The sequence below is a fragment of the Pseudomonas sp. LBUM1664 genome (assembly GCF_059695895.1).
Genome location: NZ_CP166791.1, coordinates 4372783 through 4394887, shown reverse-complemented (window position 1 = coordinate 4394887; position 22105 = coordinate 4372783). Strand labels below are relative to the sequence as shown.

Annotated in this window: 19 protein-coding genes and 1 pseudogene; 11 read left to right on the top strand and 9 right to left on the bottom strand. The window is 61.9% G+C overall.

Going from position 1 to position 22105, the window contains the following annotated elements; all coding sequences use genetic code 11:
- Window positions 1-77: 77 nt before the first annotated feature.
- A complete protein-coding gene (gene tam / locus ACA047_RS20435) occupies window positions 78-848 on the bottom strand; it encodes a trans-aconitate 2-methyltransferase (protein ID WP_497352376.1) in 771 nt (256 codons plus the stop codon).
- Between the two features lie 145 nt (window positions 849-993).
- On the opposite strand from tam, the gene ACA047_RS20430 reads away from it, so the two are divergent.
- From ACA047_RS20430 to ACA047_RS20405, 6 genes and pseudogenes are all read left to right on the top strand, one after another.
- Complete coding sequence (locus ACA047_RS20430) at window positions 994-1728, top strand: thioesterase II family protein (RefSeq protein WP_497352374.1); 735 nt, start codon at window positions 994-996, stop codon at window positions 1726-1728.
- 35 nt (window positions 1729-1763) lie between these two features.
- A pseudogene (locus ACA047_RS20425) lies at window positions 1764-1881 on the top strand (hypothetical protein); the annotation flags it as partial.
- Between the two features lie 131 nt (window positions 1882-2012).
- Window positions 2013-3347 (top strand): lysine N(6)-hydroxylase/L-ornithine N(5)-oxygenase family protein, encoded by a 1335-nt coding sequence (locus tag ACA047_RS20420; RefSeq protein WP_497352372.1) that lies wholly within the window; start codon window positions 2013-2015, stop codon window positions 3345-3347.
- Between the two features lie 293 nt (window positions 3348-3640).
- Entirely contained in the window at window positions 3641-6913 is a 3273-nt protein-coding gene (locus ACA047_RS20415) for a transporter substrate-binding domain-containing protein (protein WP_497360464.1), read from the top strand.
- Window positions 6914-7093: 180 nt separating this feature from the next.
- Window positions 7094-7528 (top strand): response regulator, encoded by a 435-nt coding sequence (locus ACA047_RS20410; protein ID WP_497352370.1) that lies wholly within the window; start codon window positions 7094-7096, stop codon window positions 7526-7528.
- 114 nt (window positions 7529-7642) lie between these two features.
- Window positions 7643-8257 carry a response regulator gene (locus tag ACA047_RS20405; protein ID WP_497352368.1) on the top strand — a complete coding sequence of 205 codons (615 nt, stop codon included), beginning with the start codon at window positions 7643-7645 and terminating at the stop codon, window positions 8255-8257.
- A 44-nt stretch (window positions 8258-8301) separates the two neighbouring features.
- Here ACA047_RS20405 and ACA047_RS20400 read toward each other — a convergent pair whose 3' ends face one another.
- The gene (locus ACA047_RS20400) at window positions 8302-9207 is read right to left on the bottom strand and encodes a LysR substrate-binding domain-containing protein (RefSeq protein WP_497360462.1); all 906 of its coding nucleotides are present in this window, start codon (window positions 9205-9207) and stop codon (window positions 8302-8304) included.
- A 109-nt stretch (window positions 9208-9316) separates the two neighbouring features.
- On the opposite strand from ACA047_RS20400, the gene ACA047_RS20395 reads away from it, so the two are divergent.
- The 3 genes from ACA047_RS20395 to ACA047_RS20385 all read left to right on the top strand — a co-directional run bounded on the left by ACA047_RS20395 (window position 9317) and on the right by ACA047_RS20385 (window position 12324).
- On the top strand, window positions 9317-10183 hold the full coding sequence (locus ACA047_RS20395) for a pirin family protein (protein ID WP_497352366.1): 867 nt from the start codon (window positions 9317-9319) through the stop codon (window positions 10181-10183).
- 104 nt (window positions 10184-10287) lie between these two features.
- Complete coding sequence (locus ACA047_RS20390) at window positions 10288-11730, top strand: mechanosensitive ion channel domain-containing protein (protein WP_497352364.1); 1443 nt, start codon at window positions 10288-10290, stop codon at window positions 11728-11730.
- A gap of 153 nt (window positions 11731-11883) precedes the next feature.
- A complete protein-coding gene (locus ACA047_RS20385) occupies window positions 11884-12324 on the top strand; it encodes a carboxymuconolactone decarboxylase family protein (protein ID WP_497352362.1) in 441 nt (146 codons plus the stop codon).
- 12 nt (window positions 12325-12336) lie between these two features.
- Here the strand turns inward: ACA047_RS20385 and ACA047_RS20380 are convergent, their stop codons facing one another.
- The gene (locus ACA047_RS20380) at window positions 12337-13101 is read right to left on the bottom strand and encodes an AraC family transcriptional regulator (protein ID WP_497352360.1); all 765 of its coding nucleotides are present in this window, start codon (window positions 13099-13101) and stop codon (window positions 12337-12339) included.
- Between the two features lie 95 nt (window positions 13102-13196).
- On the opposite strand from ACA047_RS20380, the gene ACA047_RS20375 reads away from it, so the two are divergent.
- Window positions 13197-14318, top strand: a complete 1122-nt coding sequence (locus ACA047_RS20375; protein WP_497352358.1) for an MFS transporter — start codon at window positions 13197-13199, stop codon at window positions 14316-14318.
- A 78-nt stretch (window positions 14319-14396) separates the two neighbouring features.
- Here the strand turns inward: ACA047_RS20375 and ACA047_RS20370 are convergent, their stop codons facing one another.
- Entirely contained in the window at window positions 14397-15548 is a 1152-nt protein-coding gene (locus ACA047_RS20370) for an MFS transporter (RefSeq protein ID WP_497352356.1), read from the bottom strand.
- A 180-nt stretch (window positions 15549-15728) separates the two neighbouring features.
- Between ACA047_RS20370 and ACA047_RS20365 the strand changes: the two genes are divergently transcribed.
- Window positions 15729-16721, top strand: a complete 993-nt coding sequence (locus tag ACA047_RS20365; RefSeq protein ID WP_497352354.1) for a diaminopimelate epimerase — start codon at window positions 15729-15731, stop codon at window positions 16719-16721.
- A 73-nt stretch (window positions 16722-16794) separates the two neighbouring features.
- Here ACA047_RS20365 and codA read toward each other — a convergent pair whose 3' ends face one another.
- The 5 genes from codA to ACA047_RS20340 all read right to left on the bottom strand — a co-directional run bounded on the left by codA (window position 16795) and on the right by ACA047_RS20340 (window position 22049).
- Window positions 16795-18042 carry a cytosine deaminase gene (codA, locus tag ACA047_RS20360; protein ID WP_497352352.1) on the bottom strand — a complete coding sequence of 416 codons (1248 nt, stop codon included), beginning with the start codon at window positions 18040-18042 and terminating at the stop codon, window positions 16795-16797.
- Window positions 18043-18056: 14 nt separating this feature from the next.
- Window positions 18057-19328: a cytosine permease gene (gene codB, locus ACA047_RS20355; RefSeq protein ID WP_497352350.1), complete on the bottom strand. Its 1272-nt coding sequence runs from the start codon at window positions 19326-19328 to the stop codon at window positions 18057-18059.
- Between the two features lie 210 nt (window positions 19329-19538).
- Window positions 19539-20354 (bottom strand): alpha/beta fold hydrolase, encoded by an 816-nt coding sequence (locus ACA047_RS20350; protein WP_497352348.1) that lies wholly within the window; start codon window positions 20352-20354, stop codon window positions 19539-19541.
- A 175-nt stretch (window positions 20355-20529) separates the two neighbouring features.
- On the bottom strand, window positions 20530-20886 hold the full coding sequence (queD, locus tag ACA047_RS20345) for a 6-carboxytetrahydropterin synthase QueD (protein WP_003203918.1): 357 nt from the start codon (window positions 20884-20886) through the stop codon (window positions 20530-20532).
- A gap of 83 nt (window positions 20887-20969) precedes the next feature.
- Window positions 20970-22049 carry a patatin-like phospholipase family protein gene (locus ACA047_RS20340; RefSeq protein ID WP_497352345.1) on the bottom strand — a complete coding sequence of 360 codons (1080 nt, stop codon included), beginning with the start codon at window positions 22047-22049 and terminating at the stop codon, window positions 20970-20972.
- Window positions 22050-22105 lie beyond the last annotated feature (56 nt).

Below are 22105 nucleotides of genomic sequence, written 5' to 3'. Positions count from 1 at the left end.
TGACTGGCGTGAGGCGTGGAGAGTTCACTTGGGTGAAACTGTCTTCACATTCCAGGCTTGTTTGGCCGATTATCGCCCTAGCGTGTCGCGACCATGAACACCCGCGGAAACGGCAGCAGCACCGTCCCGTCATCCAGGGCTGGATAAGCCTGTTCGACAGCCTTGAGATATTGCTCCAGATACTGCGCGCGCTGCGCCTCATCCAGCGGGTCGAGAAACGGCCGCAAGCCACTGCCCTTGAACCACTCCACCACGCCCGCAGCGCCACCGGCCAGTGGGTGATGGTAGGTGGTGCACCACACGTCGACGCGGGCGCAATGGGGCTTGAGGATTGAATAATAGGTGCTGGCATCCGCCACTTCTGTGCGGGTATCGGCTGCCCCGGCCAGTTGGCTGGCCCAAGGACCGTTGGCGGCGATTTCCCGCATCAAGCGGTGGGACGGCTGATGGAGGGTGTCGGGCATCTGGATCGCCAGGCTGCCACCTGGCGCGAGTTTACTCACCAGCGATGGCAGCAGGGTGGCGTGGTCGGGCAGCCATTGCAGCACGGCGTTGGCGAAGATCACATCGAACGGCCCGGGTTCGTTCCATCGGCCGATATCGGCGGTGTCGAACGCTACGGCGGGCAAGCGTTGGCGAGCGGCTTGGATCATGTCGCTGGAACTGTCCAGGCCACGCACCGTTGCACCGTTGAAGTGTTCCACCAGCAGTTCGGTGGAATTGCCGGGGCCGCAACCCAGGTCGATCACTGAGCGCGCCTCCACTGTGGAGATGGCGGCCAGCAGGTCCCGGGCCGGACGGGTGCGTTCCTGTTCAAACGTGACGTATTGCTGGGCAGACCAACTCATGGCGTTCTCCTTTGCGGTGGGCCGAGCCGAGAGGTCGCCATTATAAGGGGCGGGTGGCGGCATGGAACAAGTGCAGCGACTTTGACTAATTCGGCCTGTTGCAGCTTCGTTATCTTTCATACACGACCGATCGGAGAAAACCGCAGTGACCCAACTGACCCTGCTGTGCCTGCCGTATTCCGGCGCCAGCGCGATGGTTTACAGCCGCTGGCGGCGCAAGTTGCCCCAGTGGTTACAGGTGCAGCCGGTGGAGCTGCCGGGGCGCGGGGCGCGTTTCAACGAGCCGCTGCACACCGACATGGGCCCGTTGGCGATGCAATTGGCTCGGGAACTGCGACACTCGCTTGAGGCGCCTTACGCCCTGTTCGGCCACAGCCTGGGTGCGTTGCTGGCCTGTGAAATCGCCCATGCCTTGCGTGAGCTGGGTTGCCCGGAACCGGTGGCGCTGTTTGCCTCGGGCACCGCGGCACCGACGATGCGGGCCGATTACGACCGCGGCTTCGCCGAGCCGAAAAACGATGCCGAATTGATCGAACAGCTGCGCACCCTCAACGGCACCTGCGAAGAAGTGTTGGCCAATGAAGACCTGATGGCTTTGACCCTGCCGGTGTTGCGGGCGGATTTTCTGCTGTGCGGGCGCTTCCAGCCGCGGGTGCGACCACGGCTCAACTGCCCGGTGCATGTGCTTGGCGGCACTACCGACAAGGCCAGCACCGAGCAACTGATTGGCTGGAGCCGGGAAACCTCGGGCAGCTTCTCGGTGGACATGCTGGCCGGCGGGCACTTCTTTATTCATGAGCACGAGGCCAGGGTGCTACGGCTGATCAAGGATCAGTTGAGTGTGCATCATCGGCGCTTCGGGATGGCTATTGGCGCGTGAGCCCAACGGTCCTGGAGCTGCCGAGCGCATACCGAGTGGCTGAGCGCCTGGGTATTTCCCGGGCGCTGCTGGAAAAAACACATCGTCAACGCCATGAAGTATTGCCGCATTCGGGTGCGGCGGTGGGACGCTTGCCGGATGTCGTCACGCTGATCGGGCCGCGGTAAATTTTTCCCCATTGTCCTCGTTCCTCTTAACAGACGACTTGCCGGACTGCCAAAGGTCGGTCAGGTCACCACACGCTTTTCGCGCCCTGTTGAGGGCTTCTCCAGAGGACACTGGACATGACACAGGCAACCGCATCGCCCATCGTTCACGACTTGATCGGCATCGGCTTCGGCCCCTCGAACCTGGCGTTGGCCATTGCGCTGCAGGAGCGGGGCCCGGTTCAGGGCGAACTGGATGTGCTGTTCCTCGACAAGCAGGCCGACTACCGCTGGCACGGCAACACCCTGGTGACCCAGAGCGAGTTGCAGATTTCCTTTCTCAAGGACCTGGTGACCCTGCGCAACCCCACCAGCCCTTATTCGTTCGTCAATTACCTCAAGCACCATGGCCGTCTGGTGGACTTCATCAACCTCGGCACCTTCTATCCGTGCCGTATGGAGTACAACGACTACTTGCGTTGGGTAGCCGCGCAGTTCGCCGAGCAGAGTCGCTATGGCGAAGAAGTCCTGCGCATCGAGCCGGTGCTGCACAACCAGCAGGTCGAAGCCCTTCGGGTGATTTCCCGCGGCAGCCAGGGCGAAGAGTTCGTGCGCACCGCCCGTTCGGTGGTGGTCAGTGCCGGCGGTACGCCGCGTATTCCCGAGGCGTTCAAGGCCTTCAAGGATGACAGCCGGGTGTTCCACCATTCCCAGTACCTGGAGCGCATGGCGACCCAGCCGTGCGTGAACGGCCAGCCGATGAAGATCGCGATCATCGGTGGCGGCCAGAGCGCTGCGGAGGCCTTCATCGACCTCAACGACAGCTTCCCTTCGGTGCAGGTCGACATGATCCTGCGCGGCTCGGCCCTCAAACCGGCCGACGACAGCCCGTTCGTCAATGAAGTGTTCTCGCCGGAATTCACCGACCTGGTGTTCCAGCAACCCCACAGCGAGCGCGAGCGTTTGGTCAACGAATACCACAACACCAATTATTCGGTGGTGGACATCGACCTGATCGAACGCATCTACGGGATTTTCTATCGCCAGAAAGTCTCCGGCGTGGCCCGCCATGCGTTCCGTACCCTCACCACGATCGAGAAAGCCACGGCCACCGACGCTGGCGTGGAACTGGCGGTGCGCAATAACGCCACCGGCGAGTCAACCGTGCGCCGGTACGACGCGGTGGTGCTGGCCACCGGTTACGAACGGCAGATGCACCGCGCGTTGTTGGCGCCGCTTGCGCAGTACTTGGGGGATTTCGAGGTAGACCGCAACTACAAATTGATCACCGACGAGCGTTGCAAGGCGGCGATCTACATGCAGGGCTTTTGCCAGGCCAGCCATGGCCTGAGCGATACCTTGCTGTCGATCCTGCCGGTGCGCGCCGATGAGATCGCCGGCTCGCTGTATGAGCACGGGAAAAATCGCGGACAGGCCCACGCAGTACGCGACCTGAAGCTGGCCACAGCGTAGGAGCTGCCGAGCGAAGCGAGGCTGCGATCTTTCCCCTGACGCTTGAATCCCAAGCGAAAAGATCAAAAGATCGCAGGCTTCGCCAGCTCCTACGAATCCGCCCGCCAACCCGCCAGGAAATTCCTCAGAAACTTCCTATACTCATTTCACGCCTCTTGCATGTTTTACAGGCGTTTTGACGGTTCGCTGTTCCCTCGCTTTGGCAGCCGGAACCTATCAGCCGGTCACCCTGACTTGACGTGAAGTCGTTGGTGTTCCGGGCCGACTACGCCAAGCGAAACAACCTGATCCAAATGACGCTTTTACGCACAGGCCTGGCGGCGCTGTTGCTGGGCTCATTGAGTGTGGCGCCACAGGCTGGCGCGGTACCCGAGTCGCTGCACGTGCTCGGGCGCTCCAGTGTGAGCGACTATTCGGTGTCTTTGGAGGAAGCCGACTGGGCCTGGCTGCGTCACAAAGGCACGCTGCTGCTGGGCGCCTCGGCACCGGATTATTCACCTTTCGGCATGACCGGCAATGGCCGCGACTATGAAGGCCTGACCGCCGACTATGCCCAGTTGTTGGGGCAGTTATTGCACGTCCAGGTGCAGGTGCAGCGCTATCCGTCCCGTGCCGAATCGCTCCAAGCCCTGCGCGCCGGTGAGATCGACATGCTCGGCACGGCCAACGGCTTCGAGGCCAGCGAGCCTGGGTTGGCGATGTCCCAGGCTTACGCCGATGACCTGCCCACCCTGGTGGCCCGTGTCGACGACAGCCAGGACTTGCCCACGGACCTGGAGGGCAAGCGGCTGGCGATGCTTTATCACTACTTGCCGCCGGACACGGTCAAGGCGTTCTATCCCGATGCCTCCTTGCAGTTGTACCCCTCGACCTTGAGCGCCATCGGCGCCGTGGCGTTTGGCCAGGCCGACGTCTATCTGGGCGATTCCATCAGCTCCAATTACCTGATCAGCAAGAACTACCTGAACAATGTCCAACTGGCGGATTTCTCGCGCATGGAAGTGCAGCCGTTCGCCTTTGCGGTCAGTCGTGACAATGTGCGCCTGCTGCGCATGATCAACGCCGCGCTACAAGCCATTCCCGCCGGCGAACGCATGACCATCCTGCGGCGCTGGAGCGCTGGCGGCGCGAGCATGCCGGGTCAGCAAACGCTGCATTTCAGCGTCAATGAACAGCGCTGGCTGGATGCACATCCGCGAATCAAGGTGGCCATCAACGAAAACTTACTGCCGCTGACGTTCATCGATGAGCAAGGTCAGTTGCGCGGTATCAGCGCCGATGTACTGGCCAGGATCAGCTTGCGCACTGGCTTGAAGTTCGATATCCAGCGTGGCAACTCGGTTCAAGACCTGATCGAGCGGGTCAAGAGCGGCCAGGCCGACGTACTGGCGGCCTTCACACCCAGCACCGAGCTGGAGGATGAGTTGCGCTTTACCCGGCCGTACTTGACCAATCCGTTCGTGCTAGTGGCGTCTCTCAAGGCCAAGGCCCCGCTCACGCTGGACCAAATGGACGGCAAGCGGCTGGCACTGGTGCGAGGCAACGTGCTGCATGAATACCTGCTGGAACAATTCCCCCGGGTGCAGCTGGTACCGGCTGAAAACGTGCCCGACGCCATGGCCATGGTCGCTGCCGGCACGGTGGACGGCGCGGTCAATTCGCTGATCAGCGCCCGCTACCTGATCTCCCGTCAGTACCGTGACAAACTGCAAGTCACCAGTACCGTGGGCACCTTGCCGGCGCGTATTGCCCTGGCAACCAACCGGGGTGCGCTGGAGTTGTATTCGATCCTCGACAAGGCGTTGCTGAGCATTTCCCCTGAGGAAATGGACGAGCTGACCAACCGCTGGCGCAGTGAAGTGGTGATCGATGACAGCTACTGGCTGCGCAACCGCACCACCATCGTCCAAGGGTTTTCCATTGCAGCGCTGCTGTTGCTGCTGGCCTTTGGCTGGGTCGCTTACTTGCGGCGCCTGCTGGAGCAGTTGCGGCTGGCCAAGGAAAGCGCCGACGACGCCAATCGGGCCAAAACCACCTTTCTGGCGACCATGAGCCATGAAATCCGCACGCCCATGAATGCGGTGATCGGCATGCTGGAACTGGCCCTGAAAAAAGCCGAGCAGGGCGTCCCGGACCGGTTTGCCATTGAAGTCGCTTCGGGCGCCGCCCGCGACTTGTTGGGCTTGATCGGCGATATCCTCGACATCGCCCGGATCGAGTCAGGAAGGCTGTCGCTGGCGCCGCAGCGGGCCAACCTGCGGGAGCTGATCGAGTCGGTGGCGCGGGTTTTCGAAGGGCTGGCCCGGCAGAAACACCTGCGCCTGCAACTGGACCTGGACAGCGCGATCAACCAAGACGTATTGATTGACCCGTTGCGCTTCAAGCAGATCGTCTCGAACGTGCTGAGCAACGCGATCAAATTCACCGACCAGGGCCAGGTGCGCCTGAGTGTGCGAGCCGAACCAGCTCGTGCCGACGCGCGCCTGGGGATCTGTCTGCGAGTCGAAGACACCGGTAGCGGTATTTCGGTCGAGGACCAACGACGCCTGTTCAGCCCTTTTACCCAAGCCAGCAATGACACCCAGTCGGCCCGTAGCGGTTCCGGGCTGGGGCTGGTGATCAGCCGCACCCTGTGCGAAATGATGGGGGGCACCCTGACGTTGAGCAGTGTGTCGGGGGCGGGCACGCAGATCGAGATCCTGCTGAGCCTGCCCTTGCTCGCCGCTCTGACAGAAGCGCCGCTGGTCGAGGTCGAGGCGCTGATACCGGTCCGGGCGCTGAACATTCTGGTGGTCGACGACTACCCTGCCAACCGCCTGCTGTTGTCCCAGCAACTGAGCTATCTGGGGTATCGCGTCCAGGATGCAGAGGACGGTGTTCAGGGGTTGCGCGCCTGGCGCGCCGAACACTTTGATGTGGTCATCACCGACTGCAACATGCCGTTGATGAGCGGTTACGAACTGGCCCGCGCCATTCGCGACGAGGAGCGGGCGCGGGGCTTGTCGCCGGGCGTCATCCTGGGGTTCACGGCCAATGCCCAGCCCGAGGAAAAGCACCGCTGCGCCGAAGCCGGCATGGACGACTGCCTGTTCAAACCCATCAGCCTCAAGGAACTGAGTGCGCACCTGGCTTCGGTCGTGTCGGATCCCGTTGCGCCGCCCGACGACGTGGAGCCCCGCGCGTCCACCGACGATATGGACCTGACCAGCCTCGAGCAACTGACCGGCGGCGACACGGCCTCAATCAAGCAATTACTGGGGGAACTGATCAGCAGCAATGCCCAAGACGCCTCGCGACTGATGCGCTTGTTCACCCAGCACGATTTACCCGGGTTGGCGGACCTGGCGCATCGGATCAAGGGCGCGGCGCGGATCATCAATGCGCAAGGCCTGATCGCCGCCTGCGAGGCCCTGGAAAATGCTTGTCGGGGGCTCGACCCATCGTTGCTCGCCGAAGCGGTGGATGAGGTGCGCCAAGCCATGGAACACCTGGGCGACCGACTGGCGACCTATGTGGCGAGGGAGCTTGCTCCCGCTGGGCCGCGAAGCGGCCCCCTCGAGTCTTAGCGCGAATAGCCGCCGAGCTCGCCACAAGCTCTAATTCCCTTTAACTGATCGGCATTACGCCTTTTCCTCCGTTTTTTAGGAATCGTCCTACAGCGCCCCTCAAAACCTTCCTCTAGCCTGACGCCCCTTAACGTTCGCGAGCCGGTTCATACCTGTCGCGTTGCCATCGGGACGCCTGTCATGCCGAACAAAGCATTACGTATCATGATTGCCGACACACACCATCCTCATCGCGTAGAGCTTGAGCGCTTGTTCAATCAACAGGGCTATTTCCGGATTGCCCCCGTGAGTGATGTGCAGGAGCTGTTGACGTTGGTGGAGTACGGCAGCGAGCCGTTCGACCTGGTCGTGGTCAATGCCGGCCTGGCAAACGGGGCGTTGGATCTGCTCGGTTTTTTCCTCGATAACCCGCAGGTTCGGCACGGGATGATCTACAACTCGCCACAGGTCGGCCCGTCGTTGGTGACGGCCGCGCGTCGACCCAGCATGCACTTGAACCCTGCCCAACTGCCTGACCTCGCTTCACTTCGGCGCCTGATGGTGCAGGTTGATCATGAGGTCAGCGAGTCGACGCAACCCTGGGGAAGTTCTCTCAGGCGGGGCCACAGAGGTTGATACTGTCCGTTGGTCGGCACTGTCAGATCTGACAGGTGGCTTGGCCTATCGCTTGTGCAACATTCCGATGCATTAATGGCGTCGGCGTCGTTGGCATTCACCCGGGGAATTGCCTTGAAAGATATGTTGATCATAGATGACCACCCTGTCATACGAGGGGCATTGCGGCTTATTTGCCAGAACGAAGGGTTTACCCGCATCAGAGACGCCAGCGGCGTGATCGATGCCAAGGCCCTCATTAAAGAGGGGGTGCCAGACCTGGTGATCCTGGACCTGGTGATGAACGGTTTCGATGGGCTGGACCTGTTGGTCTGGATCACGGCCCAGTTCTCTAAATGTGGTGTGCTGGTGTTCACTTCCCAGGATGCGCAGCACTTCTGCAACCGTTGCATCTCGGCCGGGGCCAGGGGCTTTGTGACCAAGAAAAGCGACCTGAAGGAGCTGACCAAGGCCATCCATGCGTTGAAGTCCGGTTATTCCTATTTTCCTCAAATGCCCGTCAGGCTGGATCTTCACCAGCGCACTGAACAGCAGGCCCTGGAGAGCCTTTCCACCCGCGAGTTATCCATTCTTCGGATGCTGGCCATGGGCATGCGCGGCAAGGACATTGCCGAGGCCTTGTTCCTGAGTCCAAAAACGGTCAGCACCTACAAGACCCGCCTGTTGGAAAAACTCGGATTGAAATCACTGGTGGGCTTGTCGGATTTTGCCAAGCGCAATCATCTATGAATTCTTGCAAAGGCTCATCGCTGCTAAGACCATCTCCGCCCGGGTTAAGCCATATCACTCTGGCGGAATTCCTCGGCCAGAAAATCAATCAGGCTTCGAACCGACGGCAGCAACCCGCGACGTGAGGCAAAGATCGCATGAACGATCCCGCACTTTGGCGCCCAGCCCGGAACCAACTCCACCAGCCGTCCGGCAGCGAGGTCATCGCGCACCACCACGGCGGGCAGGTGGGCGATGCCAATCCCCGCCAACACGGCGTGACGCAGGGCCAGCAGGTCGTCGGTGACCATGCGCGGGGCATGGCGGATCAACGCGCTGGTGCCGTCCGGGCCGAATAATTCCCACTGATATTCACGCTGCGCCGCGCCCCAGTGCACGCTGGGCAAACCGTTGATATCAGCCGGGGAGGCCGGCGAGGACAAGCGTTCCTGGTAAACCGGGCTGCCCACCAGGCATTGGGTGCTGTTGCCCAGCACTTTCATCACCATGTCGGTGTTTTCCAGCGGCGGAAAACGCACCCGCAGCGCGATGTCGAAACCTTCATGGATCAGATCGACCCGGCGGTTGGTGCTCTCGATGAACAACTCCACGCGCGGGTACTGGAGCATGTAGCGGGTCAGCATCGGGCCGACCCAGCTGTTGAGCAGCGCCGTCGGACAACTGATGCGCACCAGCCCCTGGGGTTCGGAGCGGTTGCGTTCGATCACTTCGGCCGCACTCTCGGCCTCGACCCGCATCGCCAGGCAGCGCTGGTAGTAGGCCTGGCCTATTTCCGTCAACGAACAATGGCGACTGGTGCGATGAATCAACCGCACCCCAAGCCGTTCTTCCAATTGGGCGATGCGCCGGCTGAGCTTGGACTTGGGCATGTCCAGCGCCCGGCCGGCGGCCGCGAAACCACGGTGTTCGACCACTTGGGTGAAATAGTAAAGCGTGTTCAGGTCTTCGATGATCGTTCTCCTGGTAGAACGCTAAGGCTGATTTTTGCAGTCTAGCGCATCAAAGGTCCCGGTTTTAATCTGTGTCCATCGAATCGCAATACCAGATTGGAGACACAGCATGAAAAACATCATCGGCCTTTACACCAGCCCGCGGTCCCATTGGGTCGGCGACGGCTTTCCGGTTCGCACGCTGTTTTCCTACGACAACCTGGGCAAGCACATCAGTCCGTTCCTGCTGCTGGACCACGCGGCCCCAACCGAATTCTCACCCACCACCGAGCGTCGCGGTGTCGGCCAGCACCCTCATCGGGGCTTTGAAACCGTGACCATCGTCTACCAGGGCGAACTGGAACACCGGGACTCCACCGGCAGCGGCGGCAAAATCGGCCCCGGCGACGTGCAATGGATGACCGCCGCGTCCGGCATCATCCACGAAGAGTTCCACTCCGAAGCCTTCGCCCAACAGGGCGGGTTCATGGAAATGGTTCAGCTGTGGGTCAACCTTCCCGCCAAGGACAAAATGGCCCCGGCCGGCTACCAGACGATCCTCAAGGGCGACATTGCGAACATCGCCCTGAAGGACAACGCCGGCAGCCTGCGCCTGATTGCCGGGACCTTCGAGGGGCATCAAGGCCCTGCGAAGACCTTCACGCCCATCGACGTCTGGGACATTCGGTTGAACGCTGGAAAAAGCCTGACCCTCGACCTCCATGAGGGCCGCAACACCGCACTGGTGGTGCTGCGAGGCACGGTTCTGGTCAACGGTCGCGAGCGGGTCGAGGAGGGGCAGTTGGCCCTGTTCGACCGGGCCGGCGACCAGTTGAGCCTGCAAGCCAATAACGACGCGGTGGTGCTGCTGCTCAGTGGCGAGCCCATCGACGAACCCATCGTCGGCCATGGCCCGTTCGTGATGAACAGCGAGCAGGAAATCCACCAGGCCTTCAACGATTTCCACTCCGGGCGTTTCGGCCGGATGGACGACTGACGCGAATACCAGTCATCCCCGCTCCCACAGGGGTTTGCGGTGATCTCTACACAGTGTTCAATCTGTGCCAATCTTCGCCAATGTTCTTTCCTGGAGCTGTCCCGATGCTGTCTCTGATCACCGATCACCCGCTGCTCTGTGCCCTGGCGCTGCTTGTGCTCGACTTGCTGTCGTGGAGACTGGTCAGTGCGGATCGGACCTATTGGAAAATCGGCGGGCGGCTGGTGATTTTTTCGTTGTTCAGCGCGCTGCTGTTCAACGAAGGCCTCAACCCCATGGAGCCGGCGCAGTGGGTCGATGACGTGCCGCGACACCTGGCGGCCACCGGTCTGCAAATCGCCTGGTGGCTGTTCGCCGCGCGAACCCTGACGGTGATGATCGGCGCGGTGATGATGCAACGTGTCGGCCATACCGGGCGGTTGTTGCAGGATCTGCTCGGCGCGTTGATCTTCCTGATCGCCATCATCGCGGCACTGGCTTATGTGCTGGATTTGCCGGTCAAGGGCGTACTGGCGACGTCCGGCGCGATGGCGATCATCGTCGGCCTGGCCTTGCAGAGCACCCTCAGCGACGTGTTCTCCGGGATCGTGCTCAACACCACCAAGCCGTATCAACTCGATGACTGGATTTCCATCGACGGCACCGAAGGCCGGGTCACCGACATCGACTGGCGAGCCACGCGGTTGCAGACCGCCCAAGGCAGCATGGCGGTGATCCCCAACTCACTGGCGGCGAAGGCCAAGATCATCAACTTCAGTCGACCCAGCGATGTGCACGGGTTGTCCATCAGCATCCAGGTCAGCCCTCACGCGCGGCCACAGAACGTGATCGACGCGTTGGAGCGGGCGATGATCGGCTGTCGTTCTTTGCTCGCCAGCCCGGCCCCCTGCGTGACCCTCAAAAGCACCAGCAGTGACGGCGCGGAATACGAGATCAGCGGGTTCGTCGCGTCCATGGCCCAGAAGCGTGAGGTGCGCAACCAGCTGTACGACCTGGCGTTCCGGCATTTGCAGGCTTCGGGCATGAGCCTGTTGTCCACCAGCGAAAGCGCCTCGCCCATTGGTGTGTCGCGGCCCCGGGCGTTGCTGGAAAGCTCGAGCATTTTCTCCACCCTGCGCCAGGACGAGAAAGACACCTTCAGCCAGAACATGACGTTGCAGACATTCCGCGCCGGCGACATGATTTTGCCGGCCGGGGAGGTCAGCGATCACTTGTTCATCGTTGAATCCGGCGTGGTCAGCGTGACCCTGTTTCGTAACGGCCAGCCGTTCGAGGCCGGACGGATGGGGCCGGGTGAGGTCATTGGTGAAGCCGGGATCGTTTCCGACCAGGCCACGCTGGCGAGTTTTTCGGCCAAGACATTCTGCACCCTTTATCGCATCGAGCAGAGCTACCTCAAACCCTGCCTCGACGCCCGTCGCGACATCAACGACGCCATGAAAAACCTGCTGGACGTGCGCCTGCACCTCGCCCAGAACCTGACCCGCGACACCCCCAAACCGATCGCCAAGAGGCATTTTCTGCAATGGTTGCGCAGCCGGGCTTGACCGCTCTAGAGCAGGCACCTACCCCCACAAAGTAGATACCTAGTGTTCTCTACCAGCCTCCATTGGCCACCCAAACTTCCCAACAATTGGCTATTTGTCCAACGCCAGCGCAGGGCTAACGTAGCGCCACACCCCATTGTTCTGGAGTTCACCATGCAACCGCGTATCGATTTCTACACCGCTTCCCCTGACGCCTTAAAAGCCATGCTGGCCCTGGCAACCGCTGTCTCGAAACTGGGCTTGGAGAAATCCCTGCTGGAGTTGGTCAAGCTGCGTGCCTCGCAAATCAACGGCTGCGCCTTCTGCATCGACATGCACACCGCCGATGCCCGCAAGGACGGCGAGACCGAGCGTCGCCTGTACGCCGTGACCGCCTGGCGCGAAGCACCGTTTTTCACACCACGCGAACGTGCCGCGCTGGCCTGGACCGAGTCGCTGACACGCCTGAGCGACACCCATGCGCCAGATGCTGACTATGAACTGCTGAACCAGCATTTCACTCCCAAGGAAATGGTTGACCTGACCCTGGCGATCAACACCATCAATGGCTGGAACCGTCTGGCGGTGGGCTTTCGGAAAATGCCTGAGGAATGAGGCTGCGCGGCATCAGGCCAGATAAGCCCTTGGCGTGACACCGGTCATGTGTTTGAAAAAGGCGATGAAGGCGCTGTCGCTGGCAAAGCCCAGTTCAAACGCGCTGTAGCTCAGGCTACGACCGGTGGCGAGCAGCTCAATGGCGCGCATCAAGCGCCATTGCTGGCGCCACTGTTGATAACCCATGCCGGTGTCCCGTTGAAAAATCCTTCCGATGGTTCGGCCGCTGGCGCCGATTTGTCGCTCCAACCTATCCAGTGTCGGCGGTAAACGGTCCAGTGTCGCCAGCAGAGGTGCCAGGCGTTTGTCTTGAGGCAGCGACAGCAGCATCGGCTGTGGCGCCGCCTCGCGGATTTCGCTCAGGCACAACCCCAGCAAATGCGAGTTACGACCTTGCGCCCAGTCGCTGTCGAACGGCGCGTCGGTGATCGGTTCGAGTACGGCGCGCAGCAGCGGCGAGACGTCAATGATGCACACCTGTGACGGCAAGTCGGCGCATAGCGCTGCCGTCAGGTAGATCGATCGGTAATCCACGCTCTGTTGCATCACCGCGCGGTGTGGCGTCAGCGACGGAATCCAGGCGGCTCGCGATGGAGGCAGCAGGCACAACTGCTGCGCGAGGGTGATGCGCGCACAGCCTTGTCGTGTAAATAGCAGCTGCCCGCGCTGATGTTGGTGCAGGCCGGAGTCGTGATGACCCAATGTCGCCGCGATGCCGATAACCGGTGCGTCATGGCGGTCAGGGTCGAACCGGGCGTGGGAATCGAGCCAAGCCATAAGTTGTCCGATTTCAAGGATCAATTGTCAGACTTCGGATAATACGACAGTCATGGCTTCGTAGACTGCTCGCATCTCTTTGATCGAGCTTGCCCATGACTTTGCGACCTTTACTGAGCCTGTCGATTGCCCTGGTGATGTTTCCCCAAATTGCCCAGACCCTCTATAGCCCCGCATTGGGCGACATTAGCCTGGCCTTTGCCGTCAGCGCCGAAATGGCGGCGCAGATGCTATCCGTGTTTTTCCTCGGGTTCGCCCTGGGAGTGTTGGTGTGGGGGCGCGTCTGTGATCGCATCGGTCGTCGGCCCGCCATGTTGGGTGGGCTAGCGTTGTATGCGGCGGCGACGGTGTTGGGGTTGAGCGTCGACACCTTCAACGCCTTGCTGGCGGTCCAGGCTCTGGCTGCGTTTGGTGCGGCGGTCGGTTCGGTGGTCACCCAGACGGTTCTGCGTGATCGCTACCAGGGTGTGCAACTGGGCCAGATTTTCTCGGTGATTGGCATCGCCCTGGCGGCCAGCCCGGCGATTGGCTTGTTCAGTGGGGCCTGGCTCGTACGACTCTTTGGCTATCAAGGCGTACTCGGCGGCCTGTTGATGTTGTCGCTGATTCTACTGCTGTGGTGCGCACGATCCTTGCCCGAAACCCTGCCGGTCCGCCTCCCACCGCAACCCATGTCGAAGACGCTGTGGCGCATGTTGAAAGACCCGGCCATCTGGCGTTCGGCGTTTCTGGTGGCGGCCTTCAACGTTGCGCTGTTCAGTTACTACAACCTCGCTCCGTTCCAGTTTGAACGGCTCGGATTGAGCCCGGTTTTGTTCGGTTACAGCGGCGTGATTCTAGCGCTGGGTTCGGGCCTGGGGGCGTGGCTGAACAAGCGACTGCTTGCGCGGGGTTTTGACGGCCGTCAGTTATCGGCTATGGCGGCAGTGGTGCTGCTGATCGGTGGGGTGAGTGTTCAGGGCCTGCTCGGCAGTGGCGGCTTTGTTGTGGCGATGCTGTTGGTCGTGCTGGCGTTTGGTATGGCCATACCCAACGTGCTGGGCGCCGCGCTGGTTCGCTATGGTGACTGCCTGGGTACGGCCGGCGCGCTGTTTGGCTTGTTCTATTACGTATTGATCGGGGGGGCGTTGATGCTCGCTGCCTGGTGTCAGGCGCTGGGCTGGACCTTGATTATGTGCGGGATGCTGGCGGTGTGTTTGACGGTACGCCGGGCCTGAGCGTTTCGACGCCAAATCGCCGACGGGCAGTTCGCGACATGCCACGGTTTTGCAGGCTGACAAAGGGTTGCGGAAGGCTCAAACCTTCAACACTTTCCCGCTTATTGCCACCGCCACCAACGACATCGCAATCAACCCAAACGCAAAGCTCAAACTGCTGCCATGGGCGACAAACCCGATCATTGCCGGGCCGGCGAGGATGCCGGCATAGCCGATGGTGGTGATGGCCGGTACCGCGATGGCTTCAGGCATCAGGGTCTGTTTGCCGACGGCGGTGTACAGCACCGGCACGATGTTCGAACACCCGGCGCCCACCAACGCATACCCCAACAGCGCCGCTTGCCACATCGGTGCCAGGGTCGCCAGCAGGAACCCGGCGGCAGCGACTGCACCGCCGTAGATGATCACGCGTTTGGCGCCCAAGCGATGCACCACCGAATCACCGGTCAGCCGGCCGACGGTCATGGCCAGCGCGAACGCGGCATAACCCAGCCCGGCGTAGGCCGCCTCGACACCGCGCTCGGTGGTCAGGAACACGGCGCTCCAGTCCAGCACCGCGCCTTCGGCCAGGAACACGATGAAACACAGAATGCCGATAAACAGCACCACGCCGTGGGGAATGGCAAATGCCGGGCCCGAGCTTTCGCTGCCGTAGGGCAGCAAGTGCGGCGCAGCCTTGAACAGCGCCAGTAGCAACACGGCATTGACGACCAGCATCGCCGACAGCGGCGAAAGCCCCAGGCCGAGCAGGGCGCTCACTCCGGCCGCGCCAATGATCCCGCCGAGGCTGAACATGCCGTGGAAACCCGACATCATGGTTTTGCCACTGGCCCGTTCGACGATCACTGCTTGCAGGTTCACGGTCGAGTCCACGGTGCCGAGCCCGGCGCCAAACGCGAACAAGGCGGCCACCAGCCAGGGCAGCGACGTCATGGTCGCCAGCAGTGGCAATGCCAGGCAGATCAGGATCGTGCCGCCGCAGAGGACCCGCCGGCAGCCGAACCGCGCCGCCAGTGCGCCGGAAATCGGCATCGCCAGAATCGAGCCCACCCCCAGGCACAACAGCAGCAACCCGAGGGTGCCTTCGTCCAGGTTCGCCCGCACCTTGGCATATGGCACCAACGGCGCCCAGGCGGCGATACCGACACCGGCGATCAGATAGGCGATGCGTGTGGACATCTGTTCCAGGCGTCCGGGGATGAAGGTTGGCGCGGGCGTAATGGCAGTCATGAAACATCCTTTTGGCGCAGCGGTGCGGTGATGCGGGCAGGCCCCTATGCTTGCATATCCACTGACCGCACCGCGACCCCGAGGTGCCGGCCAAGGCATTTGTGTCGCGAGCAAGCTTTGCTCCCACAGCCTTTGGCAGCATAAAGTACCGGCTCTTGCTGGCTGATTCAGGGTGGGGCCATGACGCAGTTTTATGACGCGCGCGGCAATATTTATGGTGTTGTTTCACCGCAGCAGGTCCGTGCCCGTGGCATTGACTTGCCGCGCTCAGCTGCGCAAGCCGCGCAAACGCGCGAATCCTGGGCTACGGCTGCCGTGCATACCTTCTGCAGTTGGGCTGCGGGCGAAGTGCCGCCGGATGCCAAGGCCCATCGCAGCGATGGGTTGCTGATCGGCCCGTTCCAGAGCGAGGCGCCTTTTGATCTGCTGATCGTCAACACCGACGGTACCCTGGCCGAGCGCAGTGGCAACGGCCTGACGATTTTCTCCCAGGCCCTGCAAGAGCAAGGCTTGATGCCGGGTGATGGTGATTGCGTGTTGCAGGTTTATCACGACAAACACGAAGGCCTGTCACCGTTGCAAACTTCGGTTCGTGCCGCTGAGTTTGAGGGTGTGCAGGGTTTTTGGCTGGATCTGGGGCGACCGGCGTTCGGTCCCCAGGCTGTCGGTGCTCAAGACCTGGAAAAGGTGATTTTCAACCAGTGCGAAGTCAGTCGAGTGGCAGCGCTCCACGGGTTGAGCCCGGCGTGGGGCAACAGCCAGTTCGTGCGCATTGGCAATCCTCACTGTGTGACCCTGGTGAACGGCGTCGAGGCATTGCCGAGCAACCCGCAAATGCGTGCCACCGCGCTGTTGCAAAGCCTGACCCGTATCGCTTATGCAACGCCCGGTGGGGCCGGGATTCCGTGCCCGGCGGGTGTGAATCTGCAATGGGCCTGGCTTGAAGCCGAAGGGCGAATCGCTGCGCGGGTGTTTGAGCGGGGCGAAGGTCCCACCGCGTCCTCGGGCACCAGCGCCAGCGCGGTGGCCAGCGCCGCGTGGCGGGTGGGTTGGGTGTCGGCGGGGCCGGTGAGTGTCGTGATGCCCGGCGGTACTGCGCCGATCCTGCTGGAGGAGGAGTCTGGCGAGCTGGTACGGGTCAGCCTGTTCGGTACGGCGCGGCCTGCACCGTAGAAAATCTGGCAGTTCTGCGGCGCGGCCAATGACGTCTTCGCGAGCAAGCCCGCGTCCACAGGATGTGTGTGCCTCAGTCTAGCTGAGGCCCAAACTCCACCACCGGCATCTGCCGCTTCATCAACACTTCACCCTTGCGAATTGAGTAAAGCGGCAACCCTTGGCTGCGGATCACTTCGTAATCACTGTCGGCCGACAGGATCAGCAGGTTCGCCGGGCGGCCGGGCTCCAGCCCGTAGCGTTCGCCCAGGGCCATGGCCTTGGCGCTGTTGTCGGTAACCAGGTCCAGGGCGCTTTGCAGGTTGCGGTAGCCGAGCATGTGGCAGATGTGCAGGCCGGCTTCGAGTACCCGCAGAATGTTGCCGTTGCCCAGGGGATACCACGGGTCGACGATGGAGTCCTGGCCGAAGCACACGTTCATCCCGGCTTCGAGCAGTTCATTGACCCGGGTGACGCCGCGGCGTTTAGGGAAGTTATCGAAGCGCCCTTGCAGGTGGATGCTCTCGGTGGGGCAGGAGACAAAGCTGATGCCCGAGTGGCCGAGCAGACGGAACAGTTTGGCGCAGTAGGCGTTGTCGTAGGAGCCCATGGCCGTGGTGTGGCTGGCGGTGACCCGCGCGCCCATGTCGCGGCTGCGGGCTTCTTCGGCGAGCACTTCGAGAAAACGCGAGTGCGGATCGTCGGTTTCGTCGCAATGCACATCCACCAGGCAGCCGGTGCGTTCGGCCAGGTCCATCAAGAATTTCACCGAGCTGACACCCTGGTCGCGGGTGTACTCGAAATGCGGAATACCGCCCACCACATCGGCGCCCATGCGGATCGCTTCTTCCATCAGTTCGCGGCCGTTGCGGTAGGACTCGATGCCTTCCTGGGGAAACGCGACGATCTGCATGTCGATCAGGTGACGGCTTTCCTCGCGAACTTCCAGCATGGCCTTGAGGGCTGTGAGGTTGGGGTCGGTGACGTCGACGTGGGTGCGCACATGCTGGATGCCATGGACGGCGAGGGTCTGGATGGTTTTCTTGGCGCGAGTCTTGGTGTCTTCCTGGGTGATGGTGGCCTTGCGTTCGCCCCAGCACTCGATGCCCTCGAACAGCGTGCCGCTCATGTTCCAGCGCGGTTCGCCGGCGGTGAGGGTGGCGTCCAGGTGGATGTGTGGCTCGACGAAGGGCGGCACCACCAGATTGCCGCCCGCGTCGAGGTCTTCGAGCCCCAGGCTGGGCGCCTCGGTCTGGCGGGCGATGCTGGCGATCAGGCCGTTTTCCAGGTGCAGTTCATGCAAGCCTTCGCGGTTGCGCAGGCGGGCGTTGATGATGTGCATCAGGCGAGTCCTTTTCAAAGATCTTGTAGTGGTGCGTCGGCGGTGCGGGTACCCATTACGCCGATCAATAGCATATACGTTAGCGCGCCAGTGGCGATTCCTACCAGCGGCGCCACCCACGGCGAGTTGAACGCGGCGACGGTGCCAAGGCCATAGGCAAACAGCCCGGGCCAGTTGAAAGCCGGCAGTTGCGCCTCGGCCAGACGTGGATAGCGGCCGCGCCAGCGGAAAAAGAAATCAGCCATGATCACGCCGCCAATGGGCGGGATCACCGTGCCCAGCAGAATCAGGTACGGCACCAACAGATCGTACATGCCCAGCAGCGCCAGCAGCGTGCCGATCACCGCGCCGCCCAGGGTCACGATTTTGCGCCGACGGGTGCGCAGCAGGTTGCAGCCGGCCACGGCGAAGTTGTAGATGGTGTTGTCCTGGGTGCTCCAGATGTTGAGCAGCAGCATCGCCATCGCCGCCATGGCAAAACCCTGCAACAGCAGCACCTCGACCACGTCTGGTTGCTGATAGACGATGGCCCCGTAGGCGCCGATCAGCACCATCAAGCCATTGCCGAGGAAGAAGCCGATCAGGCTCGCCAGCACCGCGACCTTCGCCGAACGGGAAAACCGCGTCCAGTTGGTCGCCTGCGTGGCACCGCTGACGAAAGTGCCGAACACCAGCGTGATGGCCGTGGACCAATCGAGGCTGCCCGTAGGCACCACCGCCAGTAAGCCATCGAGGCCGCCGACCTTCACCGTCGCGACCCACATCGACAGCATCAGCAGCAACATCATGGCCGGCACCGCGATGTACGACAGGATTTCCAGCCCGCGATAGCCGACATAGGCCGTGGCACAGAATGCCAGGCCGAACAGCACCATCAGCCCTAGCACGGTGCCCTGGCTCAACTCGAAATACTTGCCCAATACCACCGCTGCAGTTGCGGTACCCCAAGCGTACCAGCCGATCTGGGTGAACCCCAGGATCAAGTCGCTGAGCTTGCTGCCTACCTCGCCAAAACAGAAACGGCCCATCAGCACCGAATTGAGCCCGCTCTTGAAGGCGATGTAACCCAGGCCCGCCGCGTAGAGGCCCAGCAGCAGATTGCCGATGACGATGACGGTGAGCATCTCGGCAAAACCGAACGCCACCCCCAGCTTGCCGCCGGCAAACATCGTGGCGGTGAAAAAGGTAAAGCCCAGCAGCACCATGGCCGTGGAGGCCAGGCCCTTGCGGGCATGCATCGGGACTTCGCTCAAGGGATAGTCGTTACCCGGATCGTTCTGAGTCATGTGGCGGTCCTTGCGGGAGGAGGGAGATAGCGCAAGCGTGCAGCGGCCGTGCCAAACGAGTGAACGCGAGGTTATTTATAGACAATCCGTGGGATTGGGTGGGCGAGGGGAGCGAAAGCGGTGCGGCGGTGGTTCAAGTTGGAACACAAATCTCACTGCATGTGAGGATCTCCTGTGGGGCAAGCCCGCCCCACAAGGGATACGGTTTCTTCAGGTCAAAAACCGCAACACCGCCGCCACGATGGCTTCTGGCGCGTCTTCCTGGACCAGGTGCCCAGCGTTAGGCACAGGGTGAAAGCGCGCGCCCGGAATCAGCTTTTGCAGGGCCTGGCCTCGTTCGATGGGGATCCACTGGTCGTCCTCGCCCCAAAGAATCTGCGTCGGGCAGCGCACAGTCGGGTACAGGCCTTCGACCTCGCGGGTGTAACGCTCGTCCATCTGCGCAATCTGCCGATAGAACGCCGCCTGACCCGTTTCGCCAAGCCACGGTTGTACGTAGGGCGCCAGTTCCGCGTCCGGGATATCCCGTTTGATGGCGCCGCGGATATAGGTCGGCACGATGGCCCGTTGAATGTAATCAGGCAGGCCACTGAAGGCCGTTTCATGCTGGCGCACGTGCTGCACAAAGGGTGAACCCCAAGGCGACAGGGCCACCGGATCGATCAGCGTCAGGCTGCGGTAGTTTTTGCCATTGAGCAGGTGCGCGCGCAGGACGGTAGCGCCGCCGAAGTCATGGGCCACCACGTCCGGACAGTCCAGGCCCCAGTGCTCCAGCAATTGCGCGAGCAGCTGGTTTTGCACGCCGAGAGACACATCAGCATCGGGTTGTGCGGATTGGCCATAACCCAGCAGGTCGAAGTAATGCACTTTGTGGGTGGCGAAGAACAGCGGGGCGATTCGGTGCCACACATAGGACGAGAAGGGTGTGCCGTGGACAAACACCAGCGGCGGGCCGTCACCGTGGACGGCGTAGCGAATCGGGTGCCCGTTGAAGTCGTATGCGTGATCCAGCGGCCAGTGGGTCATGATCGAAGCTCTGTCTGAAATGGCTCAGGGGATCATAGGCCAATACAGGCGAGACAGGAAAAACCCAGTTGTGGGAGTAAAACCTGTGGGAGCAAGGCTTGCCCGCGATGCAGGCGCCTCGGTTGCTAAGAGACCGCGTAATCTTCATCGCGAGCAAGCCTTGCTCCCACAGATCTTACTCGCCGTGATAGATGCAACCGCTGGTGCAAGTCTCATGGATGCGAATGGCACTGAGTTCCGGCAGCAGCGGCTTCAGCTCGTTCCAGATCCACTTGGCCAAGACTTCGCTGGTAGGATTTTCCAGGCCAGGGATGTCGTTGAGGTAGTTGTGGTCCAGGCGCTCGTAGAGCGGCTTGAAGATCGCCTTGATCTCCGAGAAGTCGCGGATCCAGCCGGTGTGCGGGTCGATGTCGCCGCTCAGGTGAATCGCTACTTTGAACGAGTGACCGTGCAGGCGGCCGCACTTGTGGCCGTCCGGCACGTGGGGCAGGCGGTGGGCGGATTCGAAGGTAAATTCTTTGAAGATTTCCACGGGTTCAGGCTCTTTAAGGTAGCGGTCGCGAAGCAGGCGGCGGAGTTTATCAGTTTGGTTCCGGCGTTGCGCGACCGTGCTGACTAAAGGGTCAGCAAACGCTCGCCCAGCCCACCACTGGCCGCAAGCTCGAGGAACTCGTCACCGAGTCGACGGCTTTCGTCCATCGCCGTGCGCCAGTATTTGCGGCGGCTTGGGTCATCACCCATGAAGCGCTTGAAGTCGTTACGGTCCGGCAGTTTGCCGAAGGGCAGGCGAGCCAGGTATTCGCGAGACGGCGCCAGCAACAGCACGTCCTGCAGGCGTTCGACGTTGCCCCGACGCCACGGCAGGCCCTTGTCGAACCAGCCGGGAATGATCCGGTCGGTGAAGTGTGGGTACAGCACGATGTCCTCGCCGCTGTAAGGCAGGTCAAGGTGGTAGTCCAGCAGGCCACCGTCGCGGTAGGTGCCGGCACCGGCGCCCGGCAGGTCGCGCACGCCTTCCATCACCATCGGGATCGAGCCTGATGCCAGCAGTGCCTGGCGCAGGTTGTTGGCCTGCAGCGGCACGAAGCGTGACGCAAAGTCATTCAGCGGATGTAGCGGTGGCGCCAGGCGCGGGTCGTGGACGATCAGCCGTTCGAAATGCCGTGACAACCGCGCGCGGCCTCGCAGGTTGTCGGCGATCACCGACGACAATCCCAGGCCCAGCCGCCCGCGATGATCCAGCGCCAGCAAACCGTGGCTTTTGACCACCATGATGTTGAGCCGGTAATGCGGGTTGTCGAGGATCGAGGCGTCGCGCCCTTCGAGCAGGTCATCAAGCATGCGTTGCGAACTCTGGCTGACTCCGGCCATGGTCACGCCTTTGGTAAAGCTTTGTTCGTTATACAAGGTGCCCAGGCGCCGGATCCCCTCGGCCGCATCCGGCAGGCAGGCGCTGGCGAAGCGCCAGGAACCCACCGACGCACCGATCAGTGAACGTTCCCGGGGCGCGGCGGGCAGCCACTCGCCGAACAGCGCCAAGTCCAGCCCCTGGATGCCCAAGGCCTTGGGGCCACCGGCGGCGCCCGGCAGGATGCCGACCTCAGCAGCGTTCAGGCCGCCCTTGCGAATTCGCGCAAAGGCACGGGGACCGGCCTTGAGGGTGAGGGCGGGAAACTTGATGTGGATGGCGGTCATACCGGTCTCGAATACGGGCAAGCGGCTGATTATAACGGCATCAAACCCCGTGGGAG